This is a genomic window from Marinobacter metalliresistant (genome assembly GCF_038098645.1).
In the GTDB taxonomy this organism is placed as follows: domain Bacteria; phylum Pseudomonadota; class Gammaproteobacteria; order Pseudomonadales; family Oleiphilaceae; genus Marinobacter; species Marinobacter metalliresistant.
The window spans coordinates 4,303,089-4,318,632 of record NZ_CP101118.1; the positions used below are offsets into that span (position 1 = coordinate 4,303,089).

Consider the following 15,544-nt stretch of genomic DNA (forward strand, 5'->3'; position numbering starts at 1 on the left):
AGCTGATCGGTTGAAATCGGGGTCAGATGAAAATGGGGTCAGATGAACTTTTCATCTGACCCCATTTTCATCTGACCCCATGTTCAGCCCTCACCACTGGATTTTCTGAACCAGTGCTGGTACTTTCCCCGCCAGTTGTTGTTCGTCAACCCGACCAGGATGTGGTTGGCGTGGAATTCGGGGTCAGATGAAAGTTCATCTGACCCCAACTTCAGGGATTGAAGATATGCCCCAGGCAAGCGGATTGCAGTTTACCGCCCGTGTTGGCGAACTCCCCCCGGATCTATTCTCAGTGGTTGGCTTCACCCTGGCCGAACGCCTTTCCGAGGTGTTCCACGGCCATCTCGAGCTGGCCAGTACCGACCGGTCGATTCAGGCTGCGGACATTCTGGAACAACCGGTCGATCTCGCCGTCTGGCAGGACGGCGTGCCGCTTCGGCGTTTCACCGGCGTGGTCAGCGAATTCGCCCGGGGCGGTTCCGGCCACCGGCGCACCCGCTACGAACTGGTCATCCAGCCCCCGCTCTGGCGTTTGGGCCTGATGCACAACAGCCGGATCTTCCAGGCCCAAGGCACCGATGCCATCGTGCGGACCCTGTTGGAGGAGCGGGGCATTATCGATTCGGTCTTTGATTTCAAACGCCCACCGCAAGAGCGGGAGTATTGCGTCCAGCACCGGGAAAGCGACCGGGCCTTTGTCGAACGCCTGGCCGCCGAGGAAGGCTGGCACTACCGCTACGAACACGGCAGCGTGGACGGGGAGATTCAACCGGTCCTGGTCATCGCCGACCACCACGGCGATGCCCCGACACTGGCTCCCGCGGAGTACAACGCCAACGCGGGCGGCAGCACCCGGCGCCCGGTGGTGTATCGCTTCCGATACGAGGAACGGGTGCGGGTGGCCTCCGTGGCCATGAAGGACTACACCTTCAGGAATCCGGCCTACGCCCTGATGCACGAGAATGCCACCGGCGGATTGCATCATCGCGAGGACTACCAGCACTACGACTACCCCGGCCGCTTCAAGGCCGACGCCAGTGGCCAGCCCTTCACCGAAGCCAGACTTCAGTCCCTGCGCAACGACGCCCGCACCGCCACCGGGGAGAGCAACCGCCCGGATTTCTGTGCGGGTGCCAAGGTAGAACTGACTGACCACGGCAGCGATGCCCTGAACCGGGAATGGCTGCTGACGGCGATCATCCACACCGGCACCCAACCCCAGGCCCTGGAAGAAGAGGGCGGCAGCGAGCCGACCACCTACCATAACCAATTCCGCGCGGTGCCCGCCGACATCCCCTGGCGGCCACAAACCCAACACCGCCCCCGGATGGACGGCCCGCAGATTGCCATGGTCACCGGGCCCGAGGGTGAAGAGATTCACTGTGATAAGCACGGCCGGGTAAAAGTCCGCTTTCCGTGGGATAGATACAGCCGCAATAACGAACACAGCAGCGCCTGGCTACGGGTCAGCCAGGGCTGGGCCGGCGGCCAGTACGGCTTCATGGCACTGCCCAGGATGGGCCACGAAGTGATTGTCTCCTTCCTGGACGGCGACCCGGACCAGCCCATCATCACCGGTCGCACCCACCACGTCACCAACACGCCGCCCTATGCGCTGCCGGAACACAAAACCCGCACCACCCTGAAAACCAAAACCCACAAGGGCGAGGGCAGCAACGAACTGAGGTTTGAAGACGAAGCCGACCAGGAGCAGATCTACCTCCACGCCCAGAAAGACCTGGACTTGCTTACCGAGAACAACCGGACCGAGGTGATCCGGAACGATAGCCACCTCACCGTCGAGAACAACCGCTTCAGCCACACAAAAGCCAATGAACACTGCACTGTCGACGGAGAAAAGCGCGAATCCGTGGGCGGCGATTGCCCTCAGAACATCGGCGGCACCTTCCACCAGAAATCCGGCAAGGGCACCCTCAGCGAAGCCGGTACTGAAGTACACCACAAGGCCGGCGCCAAAGTGGTGCTGGACGCCGGAGCAGAGCTCACTATTTCGGCGGGTGGCAGTTTGCTCAAGCTGGATCCGAGTGGCGTGACGCTGGCGGGGCCGGGGGTGGGGATCAATTCTGGGGGGAGTCCGGGGGGTGGTACTGGCACTTTTCCTCAGAATACTCAGTTTCCGCAGATTCTGGAAAAAGACAAACCAGTAGCGGCGTCTGAAGTGAGGCTTGCGAATGTCAGCACTCGCCAAAATGGTTCTTCAGCCGACGCCCCTCTACAGGAGTTGCCTGGCAGCGAGCGAAAGCTGATTGTCGATGTTATCGGCGGCAAACTCGACAGGGACACCGTGGAGGCCTGGAAAGGGGTGTCAAAGGAGGACAACGAATGACTGATACTGTGGCGTTTTCAGATGAGTGTAAAGAGCGCTCCGTGTGTCGCAAAGCCGAATACGATGAAACCAACCCGCACGATCTCGTCCTCACGATTCCAAAGCGTAAGGGAGGCCAAATCGCCATTCCGCTCATCAAGAACGCGCGGTCGAATGTCGAGCGGGAAGATCATCAGGAGAACACTCTGCTACGTGTGAAGCCTCTTGCAGAGGTCGAGAGCACGCTACCCGTTACTGTCGGTTATGGTGCGCCCGTCAATCAGGGAAAGGCAGTTGCGATGCTTCGGCCCGGTTTCCTTTATGTTTTTTGTCGCGATAGGTTATGGCGTGAGCTGCAGATCGGTCCGGATTCCAGACTAAGTGATGTTGACCTGGCCAACGCTCGGGAATCGATCAACGATCTAAACAGCAGTTTAAGGATAGAGCGCCCCGCAGAGGGCGAGTGGTTGGATGATGTACTACTACCGGTATTTCTGGAGAGTCAGGCGGTTTTGCACGATTTCCGAATGGCTTACAGCGAAGTTCAGTGGGACTGGAGTTACATCCAGGCGTTGGAAGAAGATGAGCGCACACGGACTGCCCGTACAACTGGTGTAGGGCACGCATGGGCCGTTACCACGGTGGACTCGCTGAGCTTTAGGACCGGATTCCCGGCTTCTCGAATTGAGGATGTGCCCGAATTGCGAGCTCGGGATCTTGGCGTTGAGCTGATGCTGGAGAACCCCCGGGATTTCTTGCCAACCTTTGAACAACCCTCAGATTCAGAGCTCTGTTCAAAACTCGCTAAACGGCTGAAAGACAACCAGGAAGAGGGTGACGAGTCAGTTGGACTGGGTATCCAATGCGATCCTGGGAACGACATGCTGGCCGACTTGCGAGGCCAGAGAGGCCTGGCCTGTGTGGCGCTGCCGGATCCACTGTTCAGATTGCGTCACAGCCTCGCCCAGTTGCAGTTGGCATTGCATTATCTGGATGCGGTGGATGTGTCGATTCAGAAAAACCCTATGGCTCACTCAGCCATGCTGATTAGGCAAGCCGTGTTTGATCCTTTGCCAAATGGAAGTCCCAGTGCCCTGGCCAATTACGCAAAAGCTATAGACCGGGAGAAGTTGGATAATGTGTTGCACACTGCGGAAAAAAATCATGCTATCCGCATAATTGAAAGACACGTTGACGGGCTTCTGGACATGATAAAAGGAAGAAAGCTCGACCCGGTCTTCGACGACTACCGTGAATGCAGGGATGTTGCGATCTGTGAAGCATACTTGCTGATTGCTGACAAGCTGAACATCCTGCAGCAGATTCCGGGGGTCCTTAAAGCACAGGGTGTGGCAAGCCGCAATCACGTGTTCACCGGTTTACGGCAATGGATAGTTGCTGGCGATTTCCTGGAAAAGTGGGCTCCGGCAGCAGACGAATCAACGAAAGAGCATGAGAGCGATTCTTCTGCAATATCCCCATTTGAGCGCTTGCGACAACTTGCCCAGCAGCAGGCTGAGATTGATGAAGCGTTGTTAAATCGACTGAATGTTCAGTCTTTGGTGCACCTTGAGAAGCAGGTCAGAGAAAACGATGCAGGCAATAGCAGTGCGATCAAGGGGGTTGCTAACGCAGGCAAGGTAGGAGGCATGATTTCTGGTGCCCTTAACGAATGGAGCACTTCGATACTGACAGTATGCAAACGCCTTGTCGAAGAAGACGTGATTCAGTCCCTCGAAATACAGCGGATTATGCAGAGAGTCAGTTCGAATCTTGTGCTGGCTGACCCGACGCTCAGGGGCATCGATGTGATGGGGCGGACCGGGGCTATGGAGCAACGAATTATCGTGGGAGTATCTGGTCATGGTCTCAAACGTGGCCTTACGGATTTCGACCGAACGGAGGGCTTGCTTACACGGAGCAAGGATTACCTGTACGCGGATCTGTTAGATGAGACAGGCAACCGGATGGCTTCGACCAGTCCCGGGCGTGCCGCAGAAGCATTGGATGAGGCCATTAAAAAGGTCGCCGGCTCGGCCTTTGTTTTTTCTGCTCCAGCGGGGCACCCTGAAGCCCATAAACTGAGTTTGCTTAAGGTGGATTATGCCAAGCAGGTTGGGCAGGTAGTGGATGGTCCGGCGGTGTCTCATGGGTTGGTGGTATTGGCTGCTTTTAATGTTTTTTTGGAAGCTCAGTCACTTCGAAAAGCAGTAAAATCTGATCAGGGAAATGTACCTCTAGCAGTTACGAAGCTCTTGGCTGGTGCGGGGAGTGAGCTACTTGCTGCATCACTCAAACTCAGCGAAGTGTTGGGCAGATCCTCCGCTGCGACTGGGGCTACTGCAAGAGTACATCAGATCGCGGTCCGACCTCTGTTTGATATGAAAAACTGGACATTTATTGGGAGCTTGCTGAAACGTAGTGGAGCCTCTACGCTGGTCCGTGTCGCCGGCCTGGCAACATTCGTCGCTGGCGGGGTCGGAGCTGGCCTGAGCTATTGGGACATGCGAATCAGCATGACCAATAAGGACTTCGATACCGCGACAGGGCATGCAATCGCCATGACCGGAAGCTTGGTTGTTTTGTCGTCTCCCCTTATGCATGGCTTGCTGGCAATACCAGGTTGGGGCTGGGCTATTTTTGGTTTAGTGATGACGGTTGGTGGCGGGCTGTATGCGGGGGCTGCCACCGATGATGCCTTTGAAAAACTGCTCAAACGTGGCCCTTGGGGCACTTACCCTGATGGAGCGTTGCCGGGGCGGGATGATCAAGCCTACTACAGCCAGTTGCTGGCCCTTTTGTCGCCTGTTCAGGTGACGGCCCAGCGGTATGAGGAGGTGGAGCAAGACCCTGCGCTCGCCCACCCTGACTATCCGCCGAAAGCGGATGATTACGTGATTACGCTCCAGTTCCCGCTCGTTAGTCGCTTGAGGATATACCGAAAGGGTGGTGGCGGCCTAACTGACAGCCCATTCCGTTTGGTAGTCCAGGAGGTAGCCTACCAGTCCTCGACAGCTACAGCTGTCGCTCCCGGCTCGACAGATTCGGTAAGTGATACCCAGATGCTTAAGGTCACACCGCTGACCAAGGTCACCGCCCGGCAGTCCCTGCCCAACCAGTCAGCGGTTCGATTCCTTGTGCGGCGTGAAATCCAGGACAGCAGTTATCAGGGTTTGTTTTACGAGGAGACTGTAACGACTCAGGTCCGAGTTGGGCTTCAGGCCACCCTGGATACCGAACTGGGACCGCTGGTGTTCCCCGCCCCGGTGCTCGGGGACTACGAGCCGTTCGATGTTACACAGCATAGTCAACCACCTTCCAAAGTTCGGTCGGTCCTGAACCCCTATTCCCAGCCTCAATCCCCTTACTGGTACTTCACCGAGGTCAGCACATGAACAGCGAACACGAACAATCCGTGTTCATGGACACAGCCTTCCGGGCATCGGCCATTGGCCCCTTGCCCGAGGCCCCGACTAAACGCACCCGCATTGGCGAAGAGTTGCAGCCTTTTGGCAGCTATGCGGGGGCCGTTCCTTACCTTGGCACGATTCAGGATGTTGAGGCACTTCAGGACTGCGAAAAGAGCGATCCGGAATTCCGGGATGAGGATTGGTGGTGGGATCATCAGCGGATACGGTTTTTGAACGGGAAGCTGGGGCTTAAGTTCTTGATCTTAATCATACCTCTTACTTGGATAATTTTTCTGTGGCTGAGCGGAGTGGGAATGGTTTGCTGGGGGGTTGTAGAGTTCCTCGAACAACCTAACCTGTCTGATGCCATTGCTATCATCGTGATTGCAACAGCCTTTCTTCTGACATTAAGTTGGTTTGCATTTGCGATCTGGGTGACCCCCGTCACCACCAACTGGATCATGAGCACCGGCCTAGGCTTCCTTCTCAAACCATTCGAAAAGACACTCAACAAACGGTTAAACGAGACAATGGAGGACGGCTGCAGTGAATTCAACCGAGTCACCGGCCAGGTCCGGATTGCTTTGGGACGAAAACGCTTTTTCGAAGTTCCCTTTGTGGAATTCGATGCCTATGTGGACCGGGTTATCCAGGAAAGTGGCGTCTTTTACCGGTTAATGTTGGTGCACCGCTATACCCAGAAAACCTTCAACAAAACGGCCTTTAGCACCATTGAGTCAAACAAGAATGAAGTACTGGCTACCTGGGATATGCTGCAGCGTTACATGGATGTGAGTCAGCCGCTACCTGATACCCCTCGCCTCGAACCTTTCCGTCACCTGGACCCGGTAACGGCAGAACACGACAGGAGGACAGGACGCAATCCCCGGTACTGGCGAGACCTTGACCTGGAATCCTGGAAGGACGGTGAGGGCTGGGCAGAAGTTTATAGACATCAGAATGAATACCCCTGGGGAACCCGATTCTGCAAGCTTACTCCGCAACTGGGCAAGATATCGATGGAGGAATATCGGAAACAACGCCCGGCTGGCGCATCACCAATTTAAGGCCTGATCGAAGAAGCAAGTCTCAATTGTTGCAACACGCAACAACCGTGGTAACCTGTAACAGGCCAGATCAGGGTCATGGATCAGGGGGCACACAGATCAGGGGTCAGGTCTTGCTCTTTGATCTTGAGAGAAAGGAACTCTCCCAACTCGTAACCGACAGGGAGCCAAGGAATGGCCAGACCACTACGCCTGGAATTTGAAGGCGCGCTCTACAACGTCACCTCCCGAGGCAATCGACAGGAAGCCATCTACGAGACACCCGATGACCGGGAAAGTTACCTCGATATTCTGGGGAGCACCTGCGAAAGGTATAACTGGCTTTGCCATGCCTATTGTCTGATGGGGAACCACTACCACCTCTTGATCGAAACCCCTGAGGCGAACCTTTCCAAAGGCATGCGCCAGCTCAACGGCCTGTACACTCAGTATTTCAACAGGGCCCATGGTCGGGTGGGGCACGTTTTTCAGGGGCGATACAAGGCCATTTTGGTTGAGAAGGAAACCTATTTGCGGGAACTTGCCCGTTACATTGTTCTGAACCCCGTCAGGGCCGAAATGGTTTCATTCCCACCTGAGTGGCCGTGGAGCAGTTACCGGGCCACTGCCGGTGAGGTTCCTCCGTTGGACCACCTGACTACAGATTGGTTGCTTTCGGTATTCGGAACAACCAGAAGTCAGGCACAGCAGGCTTACGTCGACTTCGTCAGTAATGCCTGTCCCAAAAGTTCACCCTGGGATGACCTTAAAGGGCAGATTTACCTGGGAAGTAACCACCAGTTTCGTGAACGCATGCTGGAACACCTTGACGAGCCGGACCGTTTGAGCGAAGTCCCCGCAGCTCAGCGCCGCCCTGAGCCGTTGTCCCTGGAAGCATATTTTTGCAAAACTGAAGATCGTAATGCCGCTATCGCGAAAGCCTATGCCAGCGGTGGGTATACGCTGAAGGAAATTGGAGATTACTTAGGGCTGAGTTATTCGCGCATTGGTCGGATAGTAAAAGAGCGCAAAGGCAAGACCTGACCCCATGTCCACTAGACCTGACCCCATGTCCAGACCTGGTCGAAGAAGCAAGTCTCAGGTGTTGCAACTCGCAACACCCGTGGTAACCTGTAACAAGCACCAAGTCATACCTCAGGAGGCCATCATGACAACCGCTGTCCGTCTCGACGACACCCTGGTCGGCCACGCCGCAGCCGAGGGCGCGGTTCATCGGCGTTCAACGCCCAAGCAGATTGAGTACTGGGCCGAGATAGGGCGCGCCGTTGCCGGTGAGGTGAGTGCCGAGGATCTGATTGCCATCATCCAGGGTATTCGCCAGGTGAGGGTTGAGCCGGTGGTGGCTGAGTCGGTTTCCAGTGATGACCTTTGGGCGGAGGTGGATCAGGCCCGTGAAAGTGGCGAGTTGAGCCGGTCCATTGCCCGGGGGCGCACGGTGTATCAGGCCTCTGGCGACAAGCCCGGGTATCTGGAGGCCATTTATCCGGATGGCTCCCGGGAAGTCGGGCAGTTTCGCAACGGGCGTTTTGAGGCACTGAGTGACCGTGACAACGCGGCCTGAGCTCTGGCTGCTGGTTGGCGGTAACGGTGCCGGCAAGACAACCTTCTATGAGCGTTTTCTGGCCCGCCGGAAGATCCCTTTGGTGAATGCCGATAACATTGCCCGCAGCGTTTGGCCGGATGCGCCCGAGAAACACAGTTATGAGGCGGCGCTGATCGCAGAACGGGAACGGTTTCGACTGCTTGAGGAACGTCAGGGTTTCTGCTTCGAGACCGTCTTCTCCCATCCGTCGAAGGTGGACTTCGTGGGCGCTGCCAAAGCGGCAGGGTTTCGCATTCGGCTGTTCTATTTCCACCTGGAACTGGCATCATTGAATAAGGCCCGGGTGGCCTCCCGCGTAAAATCCGGAGGGCACAATGTACCGGAGACCAAGATAGAGGCGCGAATTCCAAGAGCCCTGGCGAATCTTCGCCAATGCATAGGCCTGGCGGATGAACTGCACCTGGTCGATAACACCAGCCTTGATCAACCCTACTTGCGCGTCGCGGTCTGGCAGGCGGGGCAGTGGCGTTCCTGTCAGGAAGTCTTGCCTCAGTGGGCAAAGGATCTGATCGATACCTGATTGACCACTAGGGCCAAGTGTCCGGCACCACGAATAACCGGTCGGTTTCCTGCCAGAGTCCGGTGGTTGAATCTTTCTCGAGGTTGGCGAACAACAGAGGCATGGCGTGGCGCTCGATTATGTTCAGCGCAGCCAATACATCTTCCGTTTCGGGCGCCTTACTCTGGCGCCAGCGCCCAATCCAGTGGGGTTTGTTCAGTACCACCCAACCGGGAATGTTCGATGACGTCACCTGCGAAAGATAGCACCATTGCCCGTGCAGGTGATTGGCGGGTACATAGTCGGGAGCGATAGCTTCTTGTGCGGTAGGATAAAACAGGTATCCCGGCATAAAAATTCTGGGCGTCACCGGCCTCGTAATCCCGACCTCATCCAGTAAGGTTCGGGCCTCCGGCAACTGGGTCCGCTGGCTTTGCTGGTGCAGCATCCGGTCGGTTTTCAGGTCAAGTCGGTCCCTGGCGTTAGGGCCGTACCACAGGGTCTTCCCATTCGGCTCGGGCACACCCAGGTAATACTTGATGGCAATTTCGTGGTGCTCTATCCGGTCATCGGTCCGATTGTGCACCACAAAATCCAGCTCGCCAATGGTTCGCCCGTTCGACTGTATCTGCCGGTTCTGCAGAATAATGTCCCAGCCAAGCAGGTCTTCCAGCAATACCCGGTAAAGTCGCTCGAAATAAAAGCCCAGTCGCTTCAGGGGCGCTTCTCTCAGTAGCGCCGGAGCCGCACCGGGGTTGCTGTCCCATGCCCAGAATGTGCTGTCCAAAGCTCCGGAGAGGTATCGGGCTGGCTCAAAGGTCAGTGGCGAGTGTAACAGCTGAGGCGCCCGGCACAGCCAAGCGAGATGTCGGATTGCCGGTGTATTCAGCTCCGAGAGGTGGTTGTCCGCTGTTTTTGCATCCATGGGGCCAGAATACCGTAAAATGTCCCCATAGTAAGATGATGAATTTGCGATTAATCCTGTTCCGAAGGAGGCGCCATGCAATATCTGCACACCATGATCCGGGTGAGTAACCTGGACGAGACTCTTCATTTCTTCTGCGATCTGCTGGGGATGGTTGAAATCAATCGGAAAAGCAGCGATAAGGGCCGATTTACCCTAGTGTTCCTGGCAGCTCCTGAAGACGAGGCCCGTGCCCTTGAGGACAAGGCGCCAATGATCGAGCTCACCTACAACTGGGATCCGGAGGAGTACACCGGCGGGCGGAACTTCGGTCACCTCGCTTATCGTGTTGATAACATTTACGCACTTTGCGAGCACCTGAAGGCCAATGGCGTCACTATTAACCGGCCGCCGCGGGATGGTTACATGGCCTTTATCCGCACGCCGGACAACATTTCTATCGAATTGCTGCAAAAAGGTGAGGCGTTGCCGCCGAAAGAGCCCTGGGCCAGCATGGAAAACACCGGTATCTGGTAAAGGGTGAGATCCTGGTACGGGCCGCCAACCGCCCGAAAGTGTTATGATAGCACTCCGCAAAACAGCTTTTGCATCAGGATGATGCATTCAGAACATGGAGATGTTTGATGGAAGATTGGCAAGGATGCCTGGATCCCCAGTGCCAGACTGCTTTGTTACATGCCCGCGAATGTGTTGAGCACCGCGGGGGCTCCGTAATTACCGTAGAAGACTATTTGCTTGCCCTTCTGGATTCCGGCCCTGACATTACTCGCTTTCTGCGAGGTTGCGGTGTGGATATGGACGAACTCACCCGAACCATCCAGTGTGAGCAGCCTATCGTGACCGAAGTCGGTGGTGAGGGGCAGCTTTCCTCCCAGCTGATGTACTGGTTTGCAGCGACCCGTGAGGCCACTGAGTTGCCCTGGCTGGGGTGGCCACAGTTGCTGGAATCTCTGGCTCGCCATGCCGAGCGGTTGCAGGAAAAGGCCTATGTGGCGGTTCTTGAATTGGTCAGCCAATGGCCTGAGCACACGGAAGAGCGGGAACCATTCCCCCTGGACGAAGTGCAGCGTGCGCCTGTGGTGGTGACGGATGTCGCCTGGCTTGAGCTTGCCGAGGATGTTGCGGTCAGCCTCGCAGCCTCGCCGACAGCCCTGGTCTGGGTGCGCGGCGAGCGCGGCGCAGGGAAAACGGCGTGGCTGCAGTCGCTTCTATCTGAGATGGAGCTGGATTACGTTGAGTTGGACCTGAGGCGTGAAGCGGAGGTCATGGCCAGTGATTTGCCGGTTCTTCCGGGGCGTCGGGTTGATGGGTGCGCGCCGGACGACTGCTCACGTTGGCCGGTCCTGGTGCTGGATAATGTGTCTCCGGCCGATCTGGTTGCCCTGATGGAGTTGCCCGATGGCCTGGCCGCTGCCATGACACTGCAATGGGCGGGGCCGATTCTGTTATTGGGTCCGGACGAGCCCTGTAACAGTCAGGGTGTGTCGACGCTTCAACATCGCCTTGGCCGATCCCTGGACACCTTTGACATGCCCGTTGCAAGCACGGTTCAGCGCCAGGCGATTCTGATCGCCCATCAGGCGGCCATCGAGAAACAGTGGAACGTGCAGGTTCCGGGGGCGGTGATCCGTTTTGTCTCTTCCAGGCGCAGCCGGTGTGTCAGCACCCCGGGTGGAATGCTGCAGTGGCTGGAGCGGGCCGCCGCCCGGCTGAGTCTGTTTGCCCGTAGGGGGCCGACAGATGCATTGGCTCTCGCGGGGCAGGCAGACACCCTGCGGCGTCAGTCTCTGGTGGCGCTGGCGCGGAAAGAACCGGTCGAAGAGATTGAGACCTCGCTGGGCGAAATCCAGCTCCAGCGTGCGGCTGCCGAGGTGGTCTGGCATGAGCGCAAGGCGGCGGGAACGGTGCGTCAGCTCAGCATCGAGGATTTGCGGCAGGAACTGGAGCGCTGGGTTGCAGCGCGGCGCGGGCCGGTTCACTATGTGCTGCATTGTGAGCAGCAGGATGGAGATTCAGCGGGTGCAGGACCTGGAAATTTATATTCGTGATCTGGAAGCGGGTGCGGTTTCGGGATGGCTCGAGAGCCACGTCGACGAATTGAAACTGGACGACAGTGAGGTTACAGGCGTGGTCAAGGGTTTGGCCCGTTATGAAGGCGAGTCGCTTCGGATAGCCCTGTATCCGGGGGCTTTTGGAAAGCGCTTTACGTCACTGGTCATTGAGGGTGAGCGTCTGCCCTGGAGCAGCGATCTGGACTGCGCCCGCAGTGCCTGGCGGGCCATGGATACCGAGATTCGTTGCAGCCCGGGAGACTGGAAAGAAGGCGAGCCGGTTGAGGAAGAAAAGTGGTGGCGCCTGGATCACCGGGGTGAACAACAGGTCGCCTGGAACTGAAAGAGGCAGCCCGCGGGCTGCCTCTTTGTTTTCAGTGGACCGTGATTCAGTCACTCAGGATGGAAACGTTGTCGGCTTGCAGCCCCTTGTCGGCTTCCACAACATTAAAGCGAACCAGTTGTCCCTGGCGGAGAACCCGGCGGCCGCGACCACGGATAGCACGGAAGTGAACGAAAACCTCATCGCCACTGTCACGCACGATAAAGCCAAAGCCTTTCTTGACGTTAAACCACTTGACGGTACCTTCCTCGTCACCCTCAGGGCTGTTCTCGTCGTAGCTGTCGTCTTCGTCCTCATCGTAGTTCTGGCTCGGTGCGCGGTTGTCGGGCCGGGAAGTGCTGCGCTGGCTGGCCGGTTGTTTGGCTGAGAGCGCAATGGCCAGGAAGCCCGCAACGCCGAAAAGAACGAGGGCAATAACGTAAGCAGCGATGCCACGGGTGCTTCCCAGTGCTTCAACAAATTCGCCAACGGCAATAAGACGAAGTGGCTCGGGGGTGAACGACAGCAACAGGGCAAGTACCAAGGGTGCGGGAATGGCGATCAGGAGAGCAACAAGGATCGCTTTGGATGGATTACGCATTGAGTGAAATTTCTCCATTCGTGTAACGCTAACGATAAAAACCGGATATCGGGTAAAATCGGGCATCCGGCCGGTGAAAACCGTCAGTTCCCCGGAAAACGGGAGCGCTGGCGGGCAAAGGCGGCATGATACCAGATTATCCCGAGCGCTGACCAAGCAACGGGGTAAGCAGTGTCATCTATCATATTCTTCAGAGATCCACCCAGGGGAGTGCCAATACCCAATGAGCCAGAACGATCTGGAAACCCGACTGGACGAGCTGGAAACACGGCTGGCGTTTCAGGATGACGTTATCAACACTCTGAGCGAGCAGGTGGCGAAGCAGGAAATGGACATTCGGGAGTTGTGGGAGGCTAAGCGCTTGTTGCACAAACAGCTGAAGGATGTATCCCCGTCCGATATCAAATCGGAACAGGACGAAACCCCTCCGCCTCACTACTGAAAATGGGGTCAGATGAAAATTTCATCTGACCCCATTTTCATCTGACCCCAGGTTCACGCTTTACGCCAGAAGCTCGATCAGAATCTGCTCGTAAATCTCCGATAGCGTGTCCAGATCCTCGGCCTTCACACACTCATCCACTTTATGAATGGTGGCGTTGATGGGGCCAAGTTCGACCACCTGTGCGCCGGTCGGTGCAATGAACCGGCCATCTGACGTACCGCCTGAGGTCGAAAGCTCGGTTTCCCGTCCGGTAACCGAACGAATGGCATCCTGGCTGGCGGACACCAGTGCGCCCTTGTCGGTCAGGAAGGGCCGCCCGCTCAGGTGCCACTGCAGGTCGTACTTCAGGTTGTGGCGGTCCAGAATCGCGACTACCCGTTCCTCCAGGCTTTCTGCTGTATTTTCGGTGCAGTAGCGGAAGTTGAAGTGCACCAGGCACTCTCCGGGAATGATGTTACTGCCGGTGCCGGCTTCCACTTTGGTGATCTGGAAGGTGGTCGGCGGGAAGTAATCGTTGCCGTTATCCCAGAACTCGTTCGCCAGTGCATCCAGCGCCGGGGCGACCGAATGGACCGGGTTCTCGGCCCTATGCGGATAAGCCACGTGGCCCTGCACGCCTCGAACCGTCAGGTAACCATGGAGGGAGCCCCGGCGCCCGTTCTTGATCACGTCGCCCACCTCATGGGTGCTGGACGGTTCGCCAATCAGGCACCAGTCGATTTTCTCTTTCCTGGTTTCAAGGGTTTCCACCACTTTCACGGTGCCGTGCTGGGCGGGGCCTTCTTCGTCACTGGTGATCAGCAGGGCAATCGAGCCCCGATGATCCGGGTAGTTCGCTACAAACCGCTCACAAGCAGTGATGAACGCAGCGAGGCTGCCTTTCATATCGGCAGCGCCCCGGCCGTACAGGTAACCGTCCTTGATGACCGGATTAAAGGGCGGGTGAGCCCAGTTCTTCTCCGGCCCGGGTGGCACCACGTCGGTATGCCCGGCAAAGGCGAGCACCGGGCCTTCGGAGCCCTTGCGGGCCCAGAGGTTATCGGTATCGCCAAAACGCAGGTTTTCTCCGGCAAAGCCCAGAGGCACCAGGCGAGACATCATCAGTTCCTGGCAGCCGGCATCGTCCGGGGTGACGGATCGCCGGCTGATCAGATCGATGGCAAGATCGAGTGTCGGAGAATCAGTTGTTCGCATGCAGCTCTTCATTCAGCTCGATGGCGGACTTGTTGGTTTTGCACTCCACCGCGCCAGTCTGGCTGTTACGACGGAACAGCAGGTCGGTCTGGTTGGCCAGATCCCGGGCCTTGATCACTTCCACCAGCTCGTTGTTGTCGTCCAGAAGGGCAACCTTCGTGCCCGCAGTGATGTACAGCCCGGCTTCAACCTTGCAACGGTCGCCCAGCGGGATACCAATGCCGGCGTTGGCACCGATCAGGCAGTTCTCGCCAACGGCAATGATGATGTTACCACCGCCCGAGAGAGTGCCCATGGTGGAGCAGCCGCCGCCCAGGTCCGAGCCCTTGCCAACCATAACGCCGGCGGAAATGCGGCCTTCAATCATGCTGGTGCCTTCGGTACCGGCATTGAAGTTGATGAAGCCTTCATGCATGACCGTGGTGCCTTCACCCACATAGGCGCCCAGACGGACACGGGCGGTATCGGCGATACGCACGCCTTTGGGCACCACGTAGTCGGTCATTTGCGGGAACTTGTCTACCGATTTCACCTCCAGGGTACGGCCTTCCAGGCGAGCCTGTAGCTGGCGCTCTGACAGCTCGTTCAGATCGATAGCGCCTTCGTTGGTCCAGGCCAGGTTCGGCAGCAGACCGAAAATGCCGTCCAGCTTTACACCGTGCGGTTTTGCCAGGCGATGGGAGATCAGGTGCAGCTTCAGGTAAACCTCGGGCGTGCTTGAGGCAGTGGTATCGGTTTCCAGGATTGTGATCGCCACCGGGCGCTTGCTGTTGGCGGCTTTTTCCGCCAGGGTTGCCTGGTCGGTCTCGCCAACCTGGCGCAGGGCGTTGGCAAGCTGGCTGAGGTGTTCGGTAGTGGCGCTGATCACCTGGTTGCCACCCTTGTAGTCCATTGCATTGCGAATGACTTCCATGAGGGTGTCGTCAGGTGTCATGACCGGCTGCTGGTAGAAGACTTCCAGCCATTCGCCCTGGTTGTTCTGGGTGCCGATACCGATACCGAATGCAAAACTCATCAGGTGGTTGCTCCTGTTCTGAATATGGGGTCAGAAGAAAGCGTTCTTCTGACCCCGGAGTTAAATTTTGACGTTGGGTTGGACCT

Annotated in this window: 14 protein-coding genes; 10 read left to right on the forward strand and 4 right to left on the reverse strand. The window is 57.2% G+C overall.

Annotated elements, in window-relative coordinates; all coding sequences use genetic code 11:
* Positions 1 to 226 precede the first annotated feature (226 nt).
* The 6 genes from NLK58_RS20065 (at position 227) to NLK58_RS20090 (ending at position 8,926) form a co-directional block, all read left to right on the forward strand.
* Positions 227 to 2,347 (forward strand): type VI secretion system tip protein TssI/VgrG, encoded by a 2,121-nt coding sequence (locus NLK58_RS20065; RefSeq protein WP_341581597.1) that lies wholly within the window; start codon positions 227 to 229, stop codon positions 2,345 to 2,347.
* A complete protein-coding gene (locus NLK58_RS20070; protein WP_341581598.1) occupies positions 2,344 to 5,721 on the forward strand; it encodes a hypothetical protein in 3,378 nt (1,125 codons plus the stop codon). Before NLK58_RS20065 ends, NLK58_RS20070 begins: the two co-directional genes overlap by 4 nt.
* Positions 5,718 to 6,803, forward strand: coding sequence for a hypothetical protein (locus tag NLK58_RS20075; RefSeq protein ID WP_341581599.1), 1,086 nt, complete (start codon positions 5,718 to 5,720; stop codon positions 6,801 to 6,803). Before NLK58_RS20070 ends, NLK58_RS20075 begins: the two co-directional genes overlap by 4 nt.
* Before the next feature lie 174 nt (positions 6,804 to 6,977).
* Positions 6,978 to 7,826: a transposase gene (locus NLK58_RS20080; protein ID WP_341581600.1), complete on the forward strand. Its 849-nt coding sequence runs from the start codon at positions 6,978 to 6,980 to the stop codon at positions 7,824 to 7,826.
* Positions 7,827 to 7,950: 124 nt separating this feature from the next.
* Complete coding sequence (locus NLK58_RS20085; protein ID WP_117620052.1) at positions 7,951 to 8,364, forward strand: hypothetical protein; 414 nt, start codon at positions 7,951 to 7,953, stop codon at positions 8,362 to 8,364.
* A complete protein-coding gene (locus NLK58_RS20090; RefSeq protein WP_227539365.1) occupies positions 8,342 to 8,926 on the forward strand; it encodes an AAA family ATPase in 585 nt (194 codons plus the stop codon). Before NLK58_RS20085 ends, NLK58_RS20090 begins: the two co-directional genes overlap by 23 nt.
* 7 nt (positions 8,927 to 8,933) lie before the next feature.
* On the opposite strand, the gene NLK58_RS20095 is transcribed toward NLK58_RS20090, so the two are convergent.
* Complete coding sequence (locus NLK58_RS20095) at positions 8,934 to 9,830, reverse strand: DUF1853 family protein (protein ID WP_117620054.1); 897 nt, start codon at positions 9,828 to 9,830, stop codon at positions 8,934 to 8,936.
* A gap of 75 nt (positions 9,831 to 9,905) precedes the next feature.
* On the opposite strand from NLK58_RS20095, the gene NLK58_RS20100 reads away from it, so the two are divergent.
* From NLK58_RS20100 to NLK58_RS20110, 3 genes are all read left to right on the forward strand, one after another.
* Positions 9,906 to 10,346, forward strand: a complete 441-nt coding sequence (locus NLK58_RS20100) for a VOC family protein (RefSeq protein WP_117620055.1) — start codon at positions 9,906 to 9,908, stop codon at positions 10,344 to 10,346.
* A 107-nt stretch (positions 10,347 to 10,453) separates the two neighbouring features.
* Positions 10,454 to 11,878 carry a hypothetical protein gene (locus NLK58_RS20105; RefSeq protein ID WP_341581601.1) on the forward strand — a complete coding sequence of 475 codons (1,425 nt, stop codon included), beginning with the start codon at positions 10,454 to 10,456 and terminating at the stop codon, positions 11,876 to 11,878.
* The gene (locus NLK58_RS20110) at positions 11,850 to 12,224 is read left to right on the forward strand and encodes a hypothetical protein (protein WP_117620057.1); all 375 of its coding nucleotides are present in this window, start codon (positions 11,850 to 11,852) and stop codon (positions 12,222 to 12,224) included. Before NLK58_RS20105 ends, NLK58_RS20110 begins: the two co-directional genes overlap by 29 nt.
* 46 nt (positions 12,225 to 12,270) lie before the next feature.
* Here the strand turns inward: NLK58_RS20110 and NLK58_RS20115 are convergent, their stop codons facing one another.
* Positions 12,271 to 12,804 (reverse strand): cold shock domain-containing protein, encoded by a 534-nt coding sequence (locus NLK58_RS20115; protein WP_341581602.1) that lies wholly within the window; start codon positions 12,802 to 12,804, stop codon positions 12,271 to 12,273.
* A gap of 223 nt (positions 12,805 to 13,027) precedes the next feature.
* Between NLK58_RS20115 and NLK58_RS20120 the strand changes: the two genes are divergently transcribed.
* Entirely contained in the window at positions 13,028 to 13,246 is a 219-nt protein-coding gene (locus tag NLK58_RS20120) for a SlyX family protein (protein WP_341581603.1), read from the forward strand.
* 60 nt (positions 13,247 to 13,306) lie between these two features.
* On the opposite strand, the gene dapE is transcribed toward NLK58_RS20120, so the two are convergent.
* Together dapE and dapD are read right to left on the reverse strand one after the other, a co-directional pair.
* A complete protein-coding gene (dapE, locus tag NLK58_RS20125; RefSeq protein WP_341581604.1) occupies positions 13,307 to 14,443 on the reverse strand; it encodes a succinyl-diaminopimelate desuccinylase in 1,137 nt (378 codons plus the stop codon).
* Positions 14,430 to 15,458, reverse strand: coding sequence for a 2,3,4,5-tetrahydropyridine-2,6-dicarboxylate N-succinyltransferase (gene dapD / locus NLK58_RS20130; RefSeq protein ID WP_341581605.1), 1,029 nt, complete (start codon positions 15,456 to 15,458; stop codon positions 14,430 to 14,432). Before dapD ends, dapE begins: the two co-directional genes overlap by 14 nt.
* Between the last annotated feature and the right edge of the window lie 86 nt (positions 15,459 to 15,544).

Coding starts and splice junctions, on each gene's coding strand:
- dapE (WP_341581604.1), bottom strand. CDS start 14,443: ATGCGAACAACTGATTCTCCGACACTCGATCTTGCCATCGATCTGATC.
- NLK58_RS20065 (WP_341581597.1), top strand. CDS start 227: ATGCCCCAGGCAAGCGGATTGCAGTTTACCGCCCGTGTTGGCGAACTC.
- NLK58_RS20085 (WP_117620052.1), top strand. CDS start 7,951: ATGACAACCGCTGTCCGTCTCGACGACACCCTGGTCGGCCACGCCGCA.
- NLK58_RS20070 (WP_341581598.1), top strand. CDS start 2,344: ATGACTGATACTGTGGCGTTTTCAGATGAGTGTAAAGAGCGCTCCGTG.
- NLK58_RS20115 (WP_341581602.1), bottom strand. CDS start 12,804: ATGCGTAATCCATCCAAAGCGATCCTTGTTGCTCTCCTGATCGCCATT.
- NLK58_RS20100 (WP_117620055.1), top strand. CDS start 9,906: ATGCAATATCTGCACACCATGATCCGGGTGAGTAACCTGGACGAGACT.
- dapD (WP_341581605.1), bottom strand. CDS start 15,458: ATGAGTTTTGCATTCGGTATCGGTATCGGCACCCAGAACAACCAGGGC.
- NLK58_RS20080 (WP_341581600.1), top strand. CDS start 6,978: ATGGCCAGACCACTACGCCTGGAATTTGAAGGCGCGCTCTACAACGTC.
- NLK58_RS20105 (WP_341581601.1), top strand. CDS start 10,454: ATGGAAGATTGGCAAGGATGCCTGGATCCCCAGTGCCAGACTGCTTTG.
- NLK58_RS20095 (WP_117620054.1), bottom strand. CDS start 9,830: ATGGATGCAAAAACAGCGGACAACCACCTCTCGGAGCTGAATACACCG.
- NLK58_RS20120 (WP_341581603.1), top strand. CDS start 13,028: ATGAGCCAGAACGATCTGGAAACCCGACTGGACGAGCTGGAAACACGG.
- NLK58_RS20075 (WP_341581599.1), top strand. CDS start 5,718: ATGAACAGCGAACACGAACAATCCGTGTTCATGGACACAGCCTTCCGG.